This window comes from Nocardia rhizosphaerae, assembly GCF_042650365.1.
GTDB lineage: Bacteria > Actinomycetota > Actinomycetes > Mycobacteriales > Mycobacteriaceae > Nocardia > Nocardia rhizosphaerae.
In genome coordinates this window covers 1,292,986-1,308,973 of sequence record NZ_JBHSBA010000003.1, presented here as the reverse complement: position 1 = coordinate 1,308,973, position 15,988 = coordinate 1,292,986, and the positions used below count along the sequence as shown (strand labels likewise).

Annotated in this window: 12 protein-coding genes and 2 pseudogenes; 6 read left to right on the top strand and 8 right to left on the bottom strand. The window is 69.0% G+C overall.

The window, feature by feature from the left end; all coding sequences use genetic code 11:
• Positions 1 to 104 precede the first annotated feature (104 nt).
• A complete protein-coding gene (gene eccCa, locus ACFOW8_RS07545; RefSeq protein WP_378547419.1) occupies positions 105 to 4,142 on the bottom strand; it encodes a type VII secretion protein EccCa in 4,038 nt (1,345 codons plus the stop codon).
• A gap of 181 nt (positions 4,143 to 4,323) precedes the next feature.
• Between eccCa and eccD the strand changes: the two genes are divergently transcribed.
• The 3 genes from eccD (at position 4,324) to ACFOW8_RS07530 (ending at position 8,026) form a co-directional block, all read left to right on the top strand.
• A complete protein-coding gene (gene eccD / locus ACFOW8_RS07540) occupies positions 4,324 to 5,790 on the top strand; it encodes a type VII secretion integral membrane protein EccD (RefSeq protein WP_378547416.1) in 1,467 nt (488 codons plus the stop codon).
• Entirely contained in the window at positions 5,787 to 7,184 is a 1,398-nt protein-coding gene (mycP, locus tag ACFOW8_RS07535) for a type VII secretion-associated serine protease mycosin (protein ID WP_378547413.1), read from the top strand. The genes eccD and mycP overlap by 4 nt, the downstream gene beginning before the upstream one ends.
• 65 nt (positions 7,185 to 7,249) lie before the next feature.
• Positions 7,250 to 8,026 carry a potassium channel family protein gene (locus ACFOW8_RS07530; protein WP_378547410.1) on the top strand — a complete coding sequence of 259 codons (777 nt, stop codon included), beginning with the start codon at positions 7,250 to 7,252 and terminating at the stop codon, positions 8,024 to 8,026.
• Here ACFOW8_RS07530 and eccB read toward each other — a convergent pair.
• A complete protein-coding gene (eccB, locus tag ACFOW8_RS07525; RefSeq protein WP_378547407.1) occupies positions 8,023 to 9,516 on the bottom strand; it encodes a type VII secretion protein EccB in 1,494 nt (497 codons plus the stop codon). The two genes, ACFOW8_RS07530 and eccB, sit on opposite strands and share 4 nt — an antisense overlap.
• A gap of 83 nt (positions 9,517 to 9,599) precedes the next feature.
• Here eccB and eccE point away from each other — a divergent pair, with 83 nt between their 5' ends.
• The gene (eccE, locus tag ACFOW8_RS07520) at positions 9,600 to 11,246 is read left to right on the top strand and encodes a type VII secretion protein EccE (protein ID WP_378547404.1); all 1,647 of its coding nucleotides are present in this window, start codon (positions 9,600 to 9,602) and stop codon (positions 11,244 to 11,246) included.
• Between the two features lie 4 nt (positions 11,247 to 11,250).
• On the opposite strand, the gene ACFOW8_RS07515 is transcribed toward eccE, so the two are convergent.
• Complete coding sequence (locus tag ACFOW8_RS07515; RefSeq protein ID WP_378547401.1) at positions 11,251 to 11,811, bottom strand: NADPH-dependent FMN reductase; 561 nt, start codon at positions 11,809 to 11,811, stop codon at positions 11,251 to 11,253.
• Between the two features lie 108 nt (positions 11,812 to 11,919).
• Here ACFOW8_RS07515 and ACFOW8_RS07510 point away from each other — a divergent pair, with 108 nt between their 5' ends.
• On the top strand, positions 11,920 to 12,906 hold the full coding sequence (locus tag ACFOW8_RS07510; RefSeq protein ID WP_378547398.1) for a GAF domain-containing protein: 987 nt from the start codon (positions 11,920 to 11,922) through the stop codon (positions 12,904 to 12,906).
• Here ACFOW8_RS07510 and ACFOW8_RS07505 read toward each other — a convergent pair whose 3' ends face one another.
• Complete coding sequence (locus ACFOW8_RS07505; RefSeq protein ID WP_378547395.1) at positions 12,907 to 13,716, bottom strand: S-methyl-5'-thioadenosine phosphorylase; 810 nt, start codon at positions 13,714 to 13,716, stop codon at positions 12,907 to 12,909. It abuts the gene before it with no gap.
• A 133-nt stretch (positions 13,717 to 13,849) separates the two neighbouring features.
• Here ACFOW8_RS07505 and ACFOW8_RS07500 point away from each other — a divergent pair, with 133 nt between their 5' ends.
• Positions 13,850 to 14,191, top strand: a complete 342-nt coding sequence (locus ACFOW8_RS07500) for a metal-sensitive transcriptional regulator (protein WP_378547392.1) — start codon at positions 13,850 to 13,852, stop codon at positions 14,189 to 14,191.
• On the opposite strand, the gene ACFOW8_RS07495 is transcribed toward ACFOW8_RS07500, so the two are convergent.
• From ACFOW8_RS07495 to ACFOW8_RS07480, 4 genes and pseudogenes are all read right to left on the bottom strand, one after another.
• Positions 14,148 to 15,038 carry a nitrilase-related carbon-nitrogen hydrolase gene (locus ACFOW8_RS07495; protein ID WP_378547389.1) on the bottom strand — a complete coding sequence of 297 codons (891 nt, stop codon included), beginning with the start codon at positions 15,036 to 15,038 and terminating at the stop codon, positions 14,148 to 14,150. The genes ACFOW8_RS07500 and ACFOW8_RS07495 overlap by 44 nt on opposite strands.
• Before the next feature lie 106 nt (positions 15,039 to 15,144).
• A pseudogene (locus tag ACFOW8_RS07490) lies at positions 15,145 to 15,291 on the bottom strand (helix-turn-helix domain-containing protein); the annotation flags it as partial.
• Positions 15,292 to 15,303: 12 nt separating this feature from the next.
• The gene (locus tag ACFOW8_RS07485) at positions 15,304 to 15,555 is read right to left on the bottom strand and encodes a hypothetical protein (protein WP_378548617.1); all 252 of its coding nucleotides are present in this window, start codon (positions 15,553 to 15,555) and stop codon (positions 15,304 to 15,306) included.
• A 37-nt stretch (positions 15,556 to 15,592) separates the two neighbouring features.
• Positions 15,593 to 15,979 (bottom strand): annotated as a pseudogene (locus ACFOW8_RS07480) (AraC-like ligand-binding domain-containing protein); the annotation flags it as partial.
• Positions 15,980 to 15,988: the final 9 nt, after the last annotated feature.

Below are 15,988 nucleotides of genomic sequence, written 5' to 3'. Positions count from 1 at the left end.
CACGATGCCTTCACGCACCGGCATGACCGTTGGCGCGACATCCGCGTGCCGAGCAGCGGTCCGCGCCAGGACGCGTGAATCGCTGACCACAACGTCGATATCGGTCACAAGGCCGGGCTCCATGCCACCTGCACCAGATCGATCGCGTTCCTGGTGACCAGGGTGCCGCGGCCGGGAGGCATCGCGCTTGCACGCACGTTGCCGAACAACTGGCCTTCGTCGCGGCTACCACTCATCACCAATCCGATACACCCGACATCGCGCATCCGCGAGATGACAGGCTCGTACAGGGCTCGAGAGGCGCCGCCGGAACGACGGGCGATGATCAGGTGGAAGCCGATGTCCTTGGCGTGCGGAAGGAACTCGACCAACGGCGAAAGCGGGTTCCCAGAGGAAGTCACGACCAGGTCGTAGTCATCGACGATGAGATACCACTCAGGTCCAGACCACCAGGACCGAGCCCGAAGTTCCTGCTGTGTGATGTTCGCGCCGGGCATCCGAGACTTCAGGATCTGAACGAGATGCTGCACGAACGGCGTAAGGACTTCTGAGGAGGGCGCATACCCAGCCAGGTGATTGCCCTCGATCGTCCCCAACAATGTACGCCGGTAGTCGCCCAAGATGATCTTGGCCTGGCCAGGAACGTTCGACTCAACAAGCCCCTGCACGATCCCCCGCAACAGCGCAGTCTTACCGCACTCACTATCACCGAACACCAAGAAGTGCGGAGTCTCAGCCAGATTCAGCATCGCGGGCGCCAGTTCCGATTCGTTGACGCCGATCGGCACCTGCAGGTTCGGCCGGGAGGTATCCATCCCCGAAGGCCAGTTGTTCATCGACTGCAGCAGCGAATGCCGTTCCAGCAGTTCCGGCAGGGTTCGGGTGCCCGGAGCCGGGCGGCCCGGAGTGCGCTGGGCGATCAGCTCGACGGCATTGGCGACGCCGGTGCTCAGGTCGAGCGGGTCGGAGTTGCCGTCGACGCGGGGCAGGGCCATCAGCATGTGCAGGGCGTCGGGGGTGATGCCGCGGCCGGGGCGGCCCTGGGGGACCAGGGTGGCGAACTTGCGGCCGATGTCGGAGTCCATCGGGTCGCCGAGGCGCAGCTCGATGCGGGTGCCGATCTGGTCCTTGAGGGCGGGGCGGGCTTCCATCCAGCGCGACAACGCGATGACCACGTGCACGCCGTACGAAAGGCCCTGCAGGGCAAGGTTGGTGATCTGCTGTTCGAGGGCTTCGTAGTCCTGGCGGATGGTACCAAAACCGTCGATGACGAGGAAGGCGTCGCCATAGGGGTCGGCGTGGGCGCCTGCCGCGGCGGGGCTGCTGTTCGGGTCAGTCGCGCGCAGGCGGCGGTACTCGACCATGGACTCGATGCCGAGCTGGTGGAAGCGCTTCTCGCGCTGGCGGACCAGGGTGGTCATCTCGGCGACCGTGCGGCGCACCTTGTCGGGGTCGAGCCGGCTGGCGACCGAGCCGACATGCGGCAGGCCCGCAAGGCTGGCCAAAGTTCCGCCACCGAAGTCGAGGCAGTAGAACTGCACCTGCTCGGCGGTGTGTGTGAGCGACATCGACATCACCAGCGAACGCAGCGCTGTCGACTTGCCCGACTGCGGACCGCCGACGATCGCGACGTTGCCGCGCGCACCGGACAGGTCGACCATCAACGGATCGCGGCGCTGGTCGTAGGGCCGGTCGACGATGCCGATCGGGGCACGCAGCGTGGCGGTGGCCGACCATTCGCCGGTGATGATCGAGCGGGGCACGAGCTGATCGAGGGTGGGGGCTTCGTCCAGCGGCGGCAGCCAGATCTCGTGGGCCGGGCGGCCGTGGCCCTGGATGCGGGAGACCAGCATGTTCACGTTCGAGACCTGTTCGCCGTCGTCGCCGCTGATCGGTTCCGGCTCGAACGAGGACTCCACCGGCACCGGGACCCGGTCGGAGGTGCGGAAATCGACGTGGGTGGCGTGGAACGGTCTGGCGTTGACGTCGATCTCACCGCCGACGATGCCGGCGCTGGTGACCTCGCGCTGCGGGCCACCGCCGACATACGGGCCGGAGACGTAGGAGGCCTGGAAGCGCTGGATCTCGCCGGAGTCGGCCTTGAGGTAGCCGCCACCGGGCGAGTTCGGCAGGTTGTAGGCGTCGGGGACACCGAGGACCTGGCGGGATTCGTTGGCGGAGAAGGTCTTCAGGCCGATCCGGTAGGACAGGTGCGACTCGAGGCCCTTGAGCTTGCCCTCTTCGAGGCGCTGGGAGGCGAGCAGCAGGTGCACGTGCAGCGAGCGGCCGAGGCGGCCGATCATCACGAACAGCTCGGCGAAATCGGGGTGCTGGGTGAGGAGTTCGGAGAACTCGTCGAGCACCACGAACAGCGCGGGCAGCGGGTCGAGGTCGGCGCCCGCGGCGCGGGCCTTCTCGTATTCGGAGACGTTGGCGAAGTTGCCTGCCTGGCGCAGGACCTCCTGGCGGCGGTTCATCTCACCGGCCAGGGCGTCCTTCATGCGGTCGACGAGGTCGGCTTCCTCTTCCAGGTTGGTGATGACCGCGGCGACGTGCGGGACGCCGTCGAGGCCGAGGAAGGTGGCGCCACCCTTGAAGTCGACCAGGACCAGGTTCAGCTGATCGGGCGAGTGGGTGGCCAGCAGGCTGAGCACCAGGGTGCGCAGGAACTCCGACTTGCCGGAACCGGTGGCGCCGATGCACAAGCCGTGCGGGCCCATACCGTTCTCGGCGGCTTCCTTGATGTCGAGCTCGACCGGGTTGCCGTCGGCGCCGACACCGAACGGCACACGCAGGCGCTCGCGGCCGTAGCGGGGGCGCCAGGCGCTGGCGGGGTTGAAGTTGCCGATATCGCCGAGCGACATCAACTGCGACCAGGTGGAGATCACCTCGTTGTCGTCGGTCTCCACGTCGCTGCTGCGCTGGGTCGCCGCGCGATAGGGGGCGAGGCGGCGGGCGGCCTGCTGGGCCTGCTCGGCGCTCACCCTGTCGATGGTGGCGAACCGCTCCTGGTTGCCGGTGGCGCCGCGGCCGAGGCATTCACCGTCCTCGACGACCATTTTGATTCCGCGCGAAACAGCAAGGCGCGGTGCGTAATTACACAGGTCGATGATGGTGACACCCTCGAAACCGGATTCGCGGAGCTGATCGTCCTCGGCCTCGAGCAGGCCACCGTCGACGACGATCACCACGTGCACCAGGTTGGGGTTGTTCGGCTGGTTGCGCGAGTAGCGCACGCGGTTGCCGAGCAGCGGGTGCAGGCTGCTCAGCGCCTCGCGGATGGAGCCGTAGAACATGCGCTGGGTGCCGATGCCGTCGGACACTTCGGGGTGCTGGGTGTGGGGGAGCCACTTGGTCCACTCCCACTCGCGGGCGGTGTCGGGGCCACAGACCACGGCGACGAGCACCTGGTCGGGCGCCTGGAACATGCACAGCTGCAACAGCATCGCGCGGGTCATGTCCCTGGCCTGGGCGCGGTCGCCGTCGAGGGCGATGGTGCCGAAACCCTTCACCGCGATGGCGGTTGGCAGGTCGGGAACGGTGGAGTGGGCACGGACGAAGCGGCGCAGGGAGACCGCGGCGATGGGCTCGAGCTCTTCGACCGGGCCGGTCTCGGGAGCGACGAGGCGGGTGGCCAGGCGCTGCCCACCGAGGCCGATGCGGGCGTGGCAGAAGTCCTTGTCGCCGGAGCGGCGCTCCCACATGCGGCTGGTGCCTGCCAGCATCCAGATCAGGCCGGGCTCGGGGTGGCTCCACTCGACGGCGGCGCGCTGCTGCTTGGCGGTCTCGTCGACATCCTTGCGGACCTGATCGAGGTAGCGCAGATAGTCTTTGCGGTCCTCGTTGGCCTCCGCGGCTTTGGCCCCCTTGCCGCTGCCCTGACCGAACATCATGACCATCGACATGATCATCATCAGCGGGAACATCATCGACATCGGGTTGCGCAGCATGGCGCCACCCTGGGTGAACATCAGCGCCATCATGCCGACCATGCCGACGACCATCACCACCGGCATCAGCTTCATCAGCAGATTTCCCGGGGTGATCCGGGGGATCTCGGGAGGTGGTTGCAGGGTGACCTCGCCACCTGGCGTACGCGGCATCTCGCGCCGGGCACGGCGCTGGAACCGGACTGTGCTCATGGTCGAGACTCCCCCTGCTTGACTACTCGCTGTCCTCGCGACGGGCTCAGTGTAGAGGTCGCGGCCGACATGTCGTATGGTTCGTCAGGCATTCTGCTGTCCGAACGGTGGGTTCCGCAAACTGTCTCCTCGTCCGAGCGGGCCGGCGGAAACACGAGGTAGAGACGGAGTTGGGGGAGTTTTGACGCACGCGCGACTCGATCATCTGGAAGAGGACTCCGCGCGCGGTATCGTTCGCGCACCGGACCTGGCCCGGGTGACGATTCTGGCCAAGCACACGCAGGTCGACATGGCGATTCCGGTCGATGTGCCGGTCGCTCTCGTCATCCCGAGCGTGGTCGACATGGTGGCTCAGCACAGCCGGTCGAACGACTTCGACAACGAGGGCGAACGCTACGAGCCCGCCGAGTGGGTCCTCGCCAGGATCGGTCATCCCCCGTTCTCGAACTCGCTCAGCCTCGGCGAGCAGAACGTCCGCGACGGCGAGCTGCTCATGCTGGAGAGCGCGTCGAACACCGCGCCGACTCCGCTGTTCGACGACATCATGTACAACGTCGCCATCGCCGATGCCGAGCACTACCGGAGCTGGACCCCGAGGACCGCGCGCATCACCGGTTCGGTGCTCGCCGCGATCACGGTGCTGGTCGGCTGCTTCGGGCTGCTCGCCGCACCGGACGCGCTGCCGTTCTGGGTCACCGGATCGCTCTCGTTGCTCGTCGCGATCCTGTGCGTGATCGCGGGCACCGTGCTCAGCCGGATGTACGGCGACACCTCGGCCGCACTCGTCCTCGGCGGCTGCGCGCTGCCGACCGCGTTCACCGCGGGCATGCTGCTCGTCCCCGACCATTACGGCTGGGCGCATCTGCTGCTCGGGGCCACTCTGCTCGGCGCGACCGCGGTGCTCGCCTGGCGGGTGACCGGCGTCGGCCTCGCGCTGTTCATCGGGGCGGCGACAGCGTCGGTGTTCACCATCCCGGCGGCGATGGTCGGGCTGCTCACCGCGCTGCCGGTCAAGTCGATCGGCGCCGGTGTTGCCGCGTGCGGACTGCTCGGGCTTGCGCTGGCGCCGCGGGTGTCGATGCTGCTGGCCAAACTGCCGCTGCCGCCGGTCCCCTCCCCCGGCACCCCGATCGACCCGACCGAGGACGACCCGGACGACCACCGCGCGCTGCCCACCCTGGACGCGCTGCGCGCCAGGTCGGAGCGGGCCCGCAACTACCTGGCCGGTCTGGTCGCCGCGACCACGCTGGTCACCGTCGTCGGCGCGCTGCTCGCGGTCGACGCCGCCGCGGATGATCCGTACTGGCCCGGCATCGCGCTGGCGCTGATCTGCGCCGTGGTCCTGATGTTCCGCAGCCGCACCTACGCGGGCGCCGAACAGGCAGTCGTGCTCATCGCGGGTGGTGCGGCGATCGTGCTGATCATGCTGGGCGGGGTGGCGCTCGAGATGCGCCAGCCGCTGGTGGTGTTCGGTGCCGCGCTGGCGATCCTGGTCGCGGCGCTGGTGCTCGGCCTGATCGTGCCGAACCAGACGGCCACACCGCCCATGCGCAAGGCGGTCGAACTGCTCGAGTACGGGTTCGTCGCCGCGGTGCTGCCGCTGGTGTTCTGGGTGACCGAGCTCTACTCCCTCGTTCGCGGGCTGTGAGCGCGAGCCTGCGCGTCGCGGCGGCGGCCGTGGCGCTCGGTGTCGGTGTGTCGTTCGGGCTCGGGGCCGCGCCCGCCGCGGCCGACCGTCCGCCCGCCGTCGATCCGGGCCGACTGCCCGCGGGCGATCCGGCCGCGCCGCCGGAACCGACCGAGGTCGGGTCGAACGCGGTGTGCACCACCGTGGCCACCGGTGGCGACGGGCCGACCATCCCCGACGCGCAACGCTCGCTCGGCCTGGACCGCGCGTGGGAATTCTCCCGTGGCGCAGGGCAATTGGTCGCCGTCATCGATACCGGCGTGACCAGGAACGATCGGCTGCCCGACATGATCGCCGGCGGCGATTTCGTCGCCAACTCCGGTGACGGCGCCGACGACTGCGACGCGCACGGCACCTTCGTCGCCGGGCTGATCGCCGCGACCAGAGTGGACGGCCAGGGCTTCTCCGGGGTCGCACCGGAGGCCAGGATCCTCACCATCCGCCAGACCAGCAAGATGTATCAGAAGGAAGGCGCGAACCGGAACAAGGCGCCGGACGATCTCCCCGACGGCTACGGCAACCTGGGGACGATGGCCTCGGCGATCGTCCGTGCCGCGGACATGGGTGCCACCGTCATCAATGTGTCCGAGGTCTGGTGCGGCACCCACAACGTCGACGACGGCGCGATCGGCGCGGCACTGCAGTACGCCGTCGAGGTGAAGAACGCCGTCCCGGTGGTCGCCGCGGGCAATTCGGACACATGTAAGACGGCCAATACGGTGATCGACCCGCTCGATCCCACCGCCGATCCGTGGTCCAAGACCGAGATGAACGTGAGCCCGGCACGCTGGGACGACTATGTGCTCGCGGTCGGTTCGATCGATGCCAACGGCGCGCCGTCGAAGTTCACCGTCGCCGGGCCGTGGCTCAGCGTCGCGGCGCCGGGCGAGAACATGGTGTCGCTGAATCCGCGCGGGGCAGGCACCGCGGTCGGGACGGTCAACCAGCAGGGACAGACCAACCCGATCAGCGGCACGAGCTTCGCCACCCCGCTGGTCTCCGGGGTCGTCGCGCTGGTCAGGGCCCGGTTCCCGGAGATGAGCGCCAAGGAAGTGATGAAACGCATCCAGGCGACAGCGCACGCGCCCGCCGAAGGATGGAACCAGTACATCGGGTACGGCAGCGTCGACCCGATGGCAGCGCTCACCGCCGAGGTGACCGGGCCGTTGCCGCCCAAGCGACCGTCGCCCGCCGCGCAGGTGCAGCTGGCGGTGCCCGCACCGGCACCGGCACCGGACAACACCGCGCGGAATGTGTCGCTGATCGCCGCGGGCGTGGTCGGCTTCCTGTTCGTACTCGGCATGCTGGCCTCGTTCCCGATCCGCCGCCGGATGGGCGTGCGCGAGGACATCTGAACCGCGGCGGCGGGGACGAGGCGGTACCGTCGTCGCTGCATCTGCCCCTCGACCCAGGTAACCGCATGCTTTCGACGACCACCGGCACCGGCGCCCCGCTCACGCGCCGTCAACGCTGGGAGCGCACCACCAACCTGCCGCTGACGGTGCTGGCCGTGTTCTTCCTCGCCATCTACGCGTGGCGGGTGCTCGACACCGACGTCTCCCCTCGGCTCGACACCGCCCTGCTGTGGGCCGACATCGCCATCTGGCTGGCCTTCGCGGTCGACTACGTGGTGCGGCTGCGGCTGTCCACCGCCCGGCCGCGTTTCGTCCGCAACCACCTGCTCGACCTGCTGGTGGTGCTGGTTCCGCCGTTCCGGCCGCTGCGACTGGTCCGCGCCGCCCTGCTGCTGATCGACGGCCTCAACCGGGTGACGAAGCCGCGCACCCGGCTGTCGACCTTCGTCGGCACCACCTCGTTACTGATCGTGGTGCTGTCGAGCCTGGCGTTCTTCGACGCGGAGTACGGCGCGCCCGACAGCAAGGTGAAGACCTTCGGCGACGCGCTGTGGTGGTCGGCCGTCTCGGTGACGACCGTCGGCTACGGCGACGTCTACCCGGTGACCGCCGAGGGCAGGCTGGTCTCGCTGGTGCTGATGTTCCTCGGTATCGGCCTGATCTCCTTCGCCATCGGCACCATGACCAGCTGGGTCGTCGAACAGCTCAAGACCGTCGACGACGCCGCCGATCGCACCGAACGCTCGCTCACCGAACTGGTCGATGAGGTCCGCGCGCTGCGCACCGAGGTCGCCGAGCTGCGGGGAGCGCAGGAACCGCAGGGCCGGGACTCGCCGACCTAGTTGGCGGCCGGGTTGACCGTGGCGACCGGCTGCTTGGCCGGTGACGGGTCGGGTGCGATGCCGTCGTGGGCGACCATGGCGTCCTCACGGCCAAGGCTCGGCCCGCCGGCGAGCAGCCCGACGATCGGCCACGGTGCCGGTTCGGCCGGCACGCTCTCGAGGCCGAGTGCCTTGACCGCGTCGGCGTTCTTGATGCCGAAGCGGACGCCGGTGTCGGCGATGTAGAACAGACTGTCCTTGCGCCTGCTGTCGGGCTCGATACCGGTGGTCTGGACGTACGCGCCGGTGGCCGGCGGGATATAGACGGTGTCGGCGTTCGGGCCCGAAGCGTCGGCCTGGGCCAGGTTCACCAGCTTGGCGTTGTCCGGGATCGGCAGGTCGATGCCGATCAGTACGTCCAGTTCGGCGCGGGCGGTGGCGTCGTTGTTGTCGGTGGCGCCCGCGATCGGCTTCCAGGTGATGCAGCTGACCGGTTTGTCGTTCGCCGTCACCAGGGTCGGCCGGTCGTTCGGGTAGTTCTGGACCTTCAGCGGATTACGCACGGCCGGCGCGTAGGTGCGGTCGGTCGACTGGATCGTGGTGCCGTTCATGACCGTCGGATAGAAGTTGCGGACGATCTGCGCGGTGAGTGCGGAGACCGGCTGCAGACCGTCCTGGAGCACCACGTAGTTCTGGTTGGGCTCGTTGAAGACCTGGACAACATCGCCGATCCGGTGACCGCTCACGTTGTAGGTGGGCACCCCACCCGGGTTGTCGATCGTCGGGGTGATGATCGGCAGCACCTCGGGGATCGCGTTGAGCAGACCCTCGCTGATGGGGCGCGGAGTCACGCCGCCGATCCCGAGCGCCTGGACGACCGGCGCGTCGTCCAGCTTCACCCTGGCACGCTTGTTGTCGTAGATCAGGTAGACCGAGTCCTTGCCCTGGACGAGCATGGCCTTGCCCTGCTCCAGCTCCGACGCCTTGTCACCGAGGTCGGGCGAACCGGCGAGCACGGAGGTGGTCATGGCGGAGCTGCCGTCGGACTTGAGCTGGTCGCACACCGACCACGGGCGGCCGGTGCCGTCCTTGTCGTACAGGATCGAGGTGGGGGCGCCGGGGATCCCGATCAGCTGCCCGCGCGGCTTCTTGCCGAGTTCGGATTCCTTGACGATCGCGGCCTCGGCCGCGTTACCGGCGGCGAGGCGGGCCGAGGCGATATTGAGCGCCGGGTGGACGACATTGTCGATCACCACGTAGACGCCGCCGGATTCCTTGCCGATCAGGATCGTGCTGTCGCCGATCTTGTCCTGCGGTTTCAGCAGCGCGAGGATGCCACAGCCCGCGAGCACGACAAGGCCGAGTACCAGACCCACCGCGTATGCCCGGCTCTGCGCGCGCATCGGATCGTGCAGCATGCGCACATCGCGGCGCACGAGGGCGTGTTCCATCCGCCGCACCAGGAAGCGGTAACCGCTGACCTGCCAGCGCGTAGTGGGTTTTGAAGGCATGGTTCCTCCCCCGAACAGTGCTCTTGTCCGGGCAACACAGTACAGTTCCCGGCAGCACTTGTTCACATTCGGGGGAGGAACCAATGGCCGAGTTCACCGGTGCCGGTCCGCGTCCGCTGTTCGGACGTATCTCGCTGCCGCAGCTGCTCATCGCCCAGGTGCTCGGACTTACCGCGGGTACGGTCGCACTGGTGGCCGGTCTCGGACCGCTGCCCGCCCTCGGCATCGCTGTCGTTGTCGCCCTGCTGCCGTTGATCCCGATCGGCAAGCGAACCATCCTCGATTGGCTCGGCACCCTGCGCCGCTACGCGGGCAAGCGCGAGTACACCCTCGGTGACACCGTCGACTTCCGCGACACCGACGGCCGTTCGCTCGGGCTGTACTGGGACGGCAGCCGCGTGGTCACCGTGGTCGAGGTGCTGCCGCCGCGCGGCGGGCTCACCAGGATCGCCCGCACCACCGTGCACGCCTCGCACCTGCTCCCGCTGCCCGAACTCGCCGCCTGCCTCAACCAGCACGACATCCTGCTCAGCGGCATCGACATCATCAGCCACGGCCACCGCAGCCGCTCCGGCACGCCGGCGGGCGCGATCTACGAATCGCTGCTCGGCCCGCTGCCCGCCACCGCGCATCGCACGGTCTGGCTCGCGATCAGCTACGACGCGGTGCGCTGCCCCGACGCGACCGAACGCCGTGGCGGCGGTGTCGACGGTGCTTCGCGCGCGGTCACCATCGCCACCCAGCGGATCATGCGCACGCTGGAGGACGCCGACTGCAGCGCGCGCATCCTGACCGCGCCCGAGATCCGCAAGGCCGTCCAGCAGATCACCGCCGGTCTCGATCCGCGGACGCTGACCCAGCGGTGGAAGTACGCCGAGATCGGCAACTCGATCAATATCGGCAGCGCGGTCGACCCCAAGCAGCTCGGCTCGGATCTGCTGGCGCAGCTGTGGGTCGCGCCGTCGCGCGGGACAACGGTGGCGGTGCGGCTGCGCCCAGGCAGCGATGCCGAGTCGGTGAGCGTCGGCGCCGCGTGGCGGCTGACCGCGCGGGAGCTGCCGGACAAGAGCAACACCAAGGGCATGGTGTCGATGAACGGCAGGCATCGCGACGCGCTGCTCGCGCATCTGCCGATCGCGGTGCCCGGCCTGGACGACACGGTGCCGACCACCGAATACCCGATCGATGTCATCGGGGCGCTGCACCTGCCATCGGCGGGGTGCGGCCAGCTACTCGGCTCCGACGACGAGGGCAATGGCGTCGCCGCCAGGATCATCGGCGCGGGTATCTCCTCGGTCTATGTGGCGGGCGAGCTGTATCTGGCCCAGCAGCTGGTATTCCGGGCGCTCGCTGTCGGCGAGCGGGTCCTGGTGCGCACCGACCGGGCGCATGCCTGGGAGCAGCTGGTGAACACCGTCGGCAATCCGGAACGGCTCACCATCGCCGTCGAGACCCACCAGTCCGACGCCGGTTTCACCGCCACCGTCGTCGACGGTGTGCTCGCGCCCGCGCCGCACGCCGGTGTCACCACCATCTATCTCACCGGTGACCCGAACGGCTGGCCCGCCTCGCGGCCCGATCTGGAGATCTTCCAGCCGGGCGCGATCGGCAACCGGGTGGTACTGCGGACCGGAACGACCAGGGTCAATCTCACCCTGGTCTCGATTCCGCGCGAGGCCACCTACATCGGACAGCCGCGGGGGCAGCAGCGGTCCATGGCGGGCGTCTGACCGCTCAGCCCGGATAGGGGTCGGCGACCCTGGCGGCGCGTAGATTCCGCCCCCACCATGCCAACTGGCCGAGCATCCTGGCGCTCGCGTCGATCGCGGCACGATCATCGGTCGCGCCGTTGGCGTCGAAGCGGCGTTTGGCCTGGGCGAAACTCACCGACTCGCGCACCGAGACCATGTGCAGTTCCGCGACCACCTGCCGCAACTGTTCGACCGCGCGCAGGCCACCGGAGAGCCCGCCGTAGGACACGAAACCGATCGGCTTGGCCCGCCATTCGTGTTTGGCGCTGTCGAGCGCCGTTTTCAGCGACGCCGGATAGCCGTGGTTGTACTCGGAGGTGACGACAGCGAACGCATCGGCGGCGGCCAGCCTGGCCCGGAACGCGTCGACCTCCGGTGTCCCGGTGAGGTCGACCGGCAACGCGATATCGCGCAGGTCCAGCACGCCGACCTCGAATTCCGGCCGCGCGGCGACCAGCCCGAGGAACCAGTCCGCCACCACGGGCGCGAACCGTTCGGGACGGGTACTGGCGACGACGACCTCCAACCGCAGCGGTGTCTCCATCCGCCGAGCCTATCGACCCCACCCCACCCGGTGGCGCACCGATCGGGCACGATGGACCAGTTCTTCCCATTTCCGCAGGTGGGGCCGATCGCGAAGGGAACAGCAAGGGTGATCATCGGACGGTGGCAGCTCGTGGAGACGCTGGGCGCACCGGACACGTGGTCGATGCTGACCGCGGGCACAACGCCGCGAGACTGGGCGTCCTACCCGCGCGCCGTCCCCACACCGCTGCAGCCCTTGGTCGCGGCCGCGCACGATTCCGGGCAGCCGGTCGAGCGGACCCTGCCGAAGTCCCGGCAGGCCTGGTCGGGACTGTGTTTCCGGGCCGAACCGGTGACCTGGCCGGGAGCACCGCCGCATGCGGTCAAGGTCTGGGTGGGTGAGCGGCCGCCGGACGAGCGGCTCGGGGTCGGGGTATTCCAGGTCGACGCCCGCACCAGGGTGGTGCGTTCCCGGCCCGCCGGACTCGGTCCCCATTTCGGTACGGAGCCGGTCGAATACGCCGGGGCCGAACCGTTTCAGCGCATCGAGCGGTTCGATCGCGCGCTCGAGATCGTTGCCGCGCTGAACCGTTCGGAGCCGCTCAGCCGGTGGTCCGGGGTGGCCACCGTGTACTCGGCGATCGGGTTGCGGTCGCTGCTCGTCGCCGCCCGCAACGGTGCGGGCGAGCAGCGGTTCGCCTGGCGTGGCCTCGCGGTGGACGTCACCGATTCCATTCCCCCGCAGCAGAAGTCGTTCGAGGCGGCGGCGCTGGAACTGCTCCGCGACAGCAAGCCGGGTCTGTACCTGTGCATCCTGGACACCGCGCAGGCCAGGCAGGTCAGATGGGTCACCGAGCCGGTGCCTGGCCTGCGCTGGCGTGGCGTGGACGAGCGGCTGATCCCGCATCCCGACGACCGGTCCAGGATCGCGGCGGCGCGCGCGCAGATCCTGGCCGGGGCGTCGAGTTCGGGGTTGAGCGGGGTGCGGCTGGCGGCCGAGACCGGCGGCTGGCTGGTCGCCGACGTCGAGCTGACCCCGCTGCCCGCCGGTGTCGACGGCGACGTGCCCTCGTTTGTGCTGGCCCAGCTGCAGATCAGTCCGTCGCCTGGGTGATCAGGGCAGTTCGAACGGCAGCGAGACGCCCGCGTGCACCCGGCAGCGCTCGCAGGTGCCGGTGCCGTCGACCGCGGCGACCGCGCGGCGCATGAGCTCCTTGAACGGGCCGAGGTTCTTCTTGAACTCGGCGAACACGTCGACCGCGTGCACACCGTCGCCCTCTTCCAGACCCGCGTCCAGATCGGTGACGAGAGCGACTGCGGCATAGCACATCTCGAGTTCGCGAGCGAGGACGGCCTCGGGGTGACCGGTCATATTGACCAGGTCCCAGCCTTGGCCCGCGAACCATCGGCTCTCGGCCCTGGTGGAGAACCGCGGGCCCTGCACGACCACCATGGTGCCGGAATCCTCCATGCGCAGCTCGCCGCCGCCCGACTTCACCGCGGCCGTGCGCAACTCGTCGCAGTAGGGGTCGGCGAAGGACACGTGCACACCGCCGCCGTCGAAGTAGGTCTGCGGGCGACCCGAGGTGCGGTCGACCAGCTGATCCGGCACGGCGACGGTGCCGGGACCCCAGTCGGCCCGCAGGCTGCCGACCGCGCACGGCGCGAACACCCGGCGCACGCCGAGCGAGCGCAGCGCCCACATATTGGCCTGGTAGGGCAGGGTGTGCGGGGCGAATTCGTGCTGTTTTCCGTGGCGGGGCAGGAAGGCCACCGCGCGCCCGTCGACCTCACCGACCGCGACGGGCGCACTGGGCGCGCCGTACGGTGTGTCGACCTCGACGTGGGTGGCGTCGTTGTCGAAGAAGTCATAGAAGCCGCTGCCGCCGATGACGGCGAGTGCGGGGCGCGCGTTCAACCTCATAGGATTGATTCTCCCGTCCGGCCGGGCCGCGTGCAGCACCGGGATCGCCTCAGCTGACAATCCAGGCCGGAAGCTGTACCCTAGGGGGGTATCAGTTCGCAGCACGCGCGCGATTCCGGCGAGGAGACCAACGGTGACAGCATCGACCCCAGACACCACCGGCGACGAGCAAGCGTGCCACACGGACAACGCGAGCCACGGCTACATCACAGCCAAGGACGACTACCTCAAGCGCCTGCGCCGCATCGAGGGGCAGGCCAGGGGCCTGCAGCGGATGGTCGAAGACGAGAAGTACTGCATCGACATCCTCACCCAGGTCTCCGCGATGACCAAGGCGCTGCAGGCCGTGGCGATGGGCCTGCTGGAAGACCACATCAGCCACTGCGTGGTCGACGCCGCGGTAGCGGGCGGGCCGGAGGCCGAGGCCAAGATCAAAGAGGCGACCGACGCGATCGCCCGCCTGGTTCGTTCCTGAGGTCGCCGGTCCAGTCGTCGTCACCGAGATCGATGTCGGCGAACAGCAACCCCGAGGTTCCGGCAGGCAGAGGCGCCACGACGTCATGCCCGTCGGGGCCGAGGATTCTCGCGACCCCGCCGCCGCCACTGAGCAGCCGGTATTCCGGCGAACGCGCGTCGACGACCTCCCAGCCCGTCATCGGGACCAGCGCCGTCGGCGCGATCACCACGACCCGATTGCCGCGCGCGTAATCGGCGCTCAGAGTGCTGTTCACAGCCGTCACGGTGTCGTCACCGACCTCGTGATACACCGTGAACCCCGACCACGCGGCGATGTGGATCTGCTCCCACCACAAATCCACCCGCCGGTCGGCGCTGAGGTGGTCGGCGCCGCCGAGGACGCCGATGCGGCCGAGCTCGGTCTCGTGCACCAACGGCGCCTCGGTGCCCGCGGCGAACACTTCGCGTTCGAGCGCCGTCGGTGCGAGCTTGCGCGAGATCTCCACCTGCCCGTCGGGCCCGACCAGCGCCTGCGCCATGTACACCGTCGCGCCCTCGCGCTCGGCGAACCCGAGCGACACCCACATCCCGGTGCGCCTCGCCGCGTGCACGATCGTGCGCAGTTCCACCCCGTCCCTGGTCACAGCGTTGGCCAGGTACCGGCTGCGGAACTCGCTCCCCCAGTCCACCGCGTTCAGCCACAACCACCACGGATAACCGGGCAGGAACGTCTCCGGGAATGCCACCAGCCGCGCACCACCCGCCGCGGCCTCGTCGATGAGCCCGAGCGTCTGCTCCAGGCCGACCTCACGCTGTAACCACGCGGGCTCGGCCTGCACGGCGGCCACCCGAATCCGAACCGCCATGGTGACCGCTCCTCGTACTCAACCGATCGCTGAGAACCAGTGTCGCCCAGCCGAAGCGGCCGGGTGCAGTCCTGAAGTGCCAGGCCACTGACAATCCGTGCCAGGATCAGCTCCGATCGCGGAACTCCCCCGGCGTCATCCCGGTTTCCTGCTGGAAGACGCGGTAGAAATGGCGTTCGGTGGTGAATCCGGAGCGGATGGCGACGGTGGTCAGCGACAGCGTGTCGTCCCGGGTCAGCAGGGTCTTCGCGTGCCGTACCCGTAGTTAGCGCAGCGTGGTGCCCAGACTGTCGCCCGGGCCGTCGAACAGGCGGAACAGACTGCGCCGCGACAGCAGACAGGCGCGAGCGACATCGTCGATGGTCAGCTCGGGATTGGTGCAGTGGTCGCGCAGGAAGGCCAGGACCTGCTCGCGGCCGAGGGTCTCGGCGGGCGTGTCGACCGGTCGTGCTCCCGCGGCCAGCAGCACGGCGGAACCGAACAGGTCGAGCGGCACCGCGCCCGAGCAGGTCGACATGTGACGGTACCGTCAGCCGGATCCGCCCCAGGTCACGGAAGAAGTTCGCAACCACGGCGGCCGAACCGGTCGCCGGGAGCGTCACTGCCGTCGGCAGCGCGAGCCTGCCCAACCCGGCTAACTCGCGCAGCACCCGGATCGGCACCTGCACGGTCACCATGTCGAACCGTGCGCAGTCGGTCCAGCGATAGGGCCGCGAGGTGTCGAAGAAGGTCATCTCGCCGGGCAGGACCAGCGCCGAGCGACCGTCCTGATGCAGCCGGGCACGGCCCTCGATCTGGATGCCGGCCAGCAGGTACTCGTCGGCGGACTCGGCGATATGCCGCCGCGAGCGCCGAAACTCGTGGTTCGTTCCGGTCAGGGTCGTCAGATGCAGTCGGCGGCGATCTCGCCGGAAGTGGCGCGGCCGAAGAACCTCTTTCACGGCTCCTGT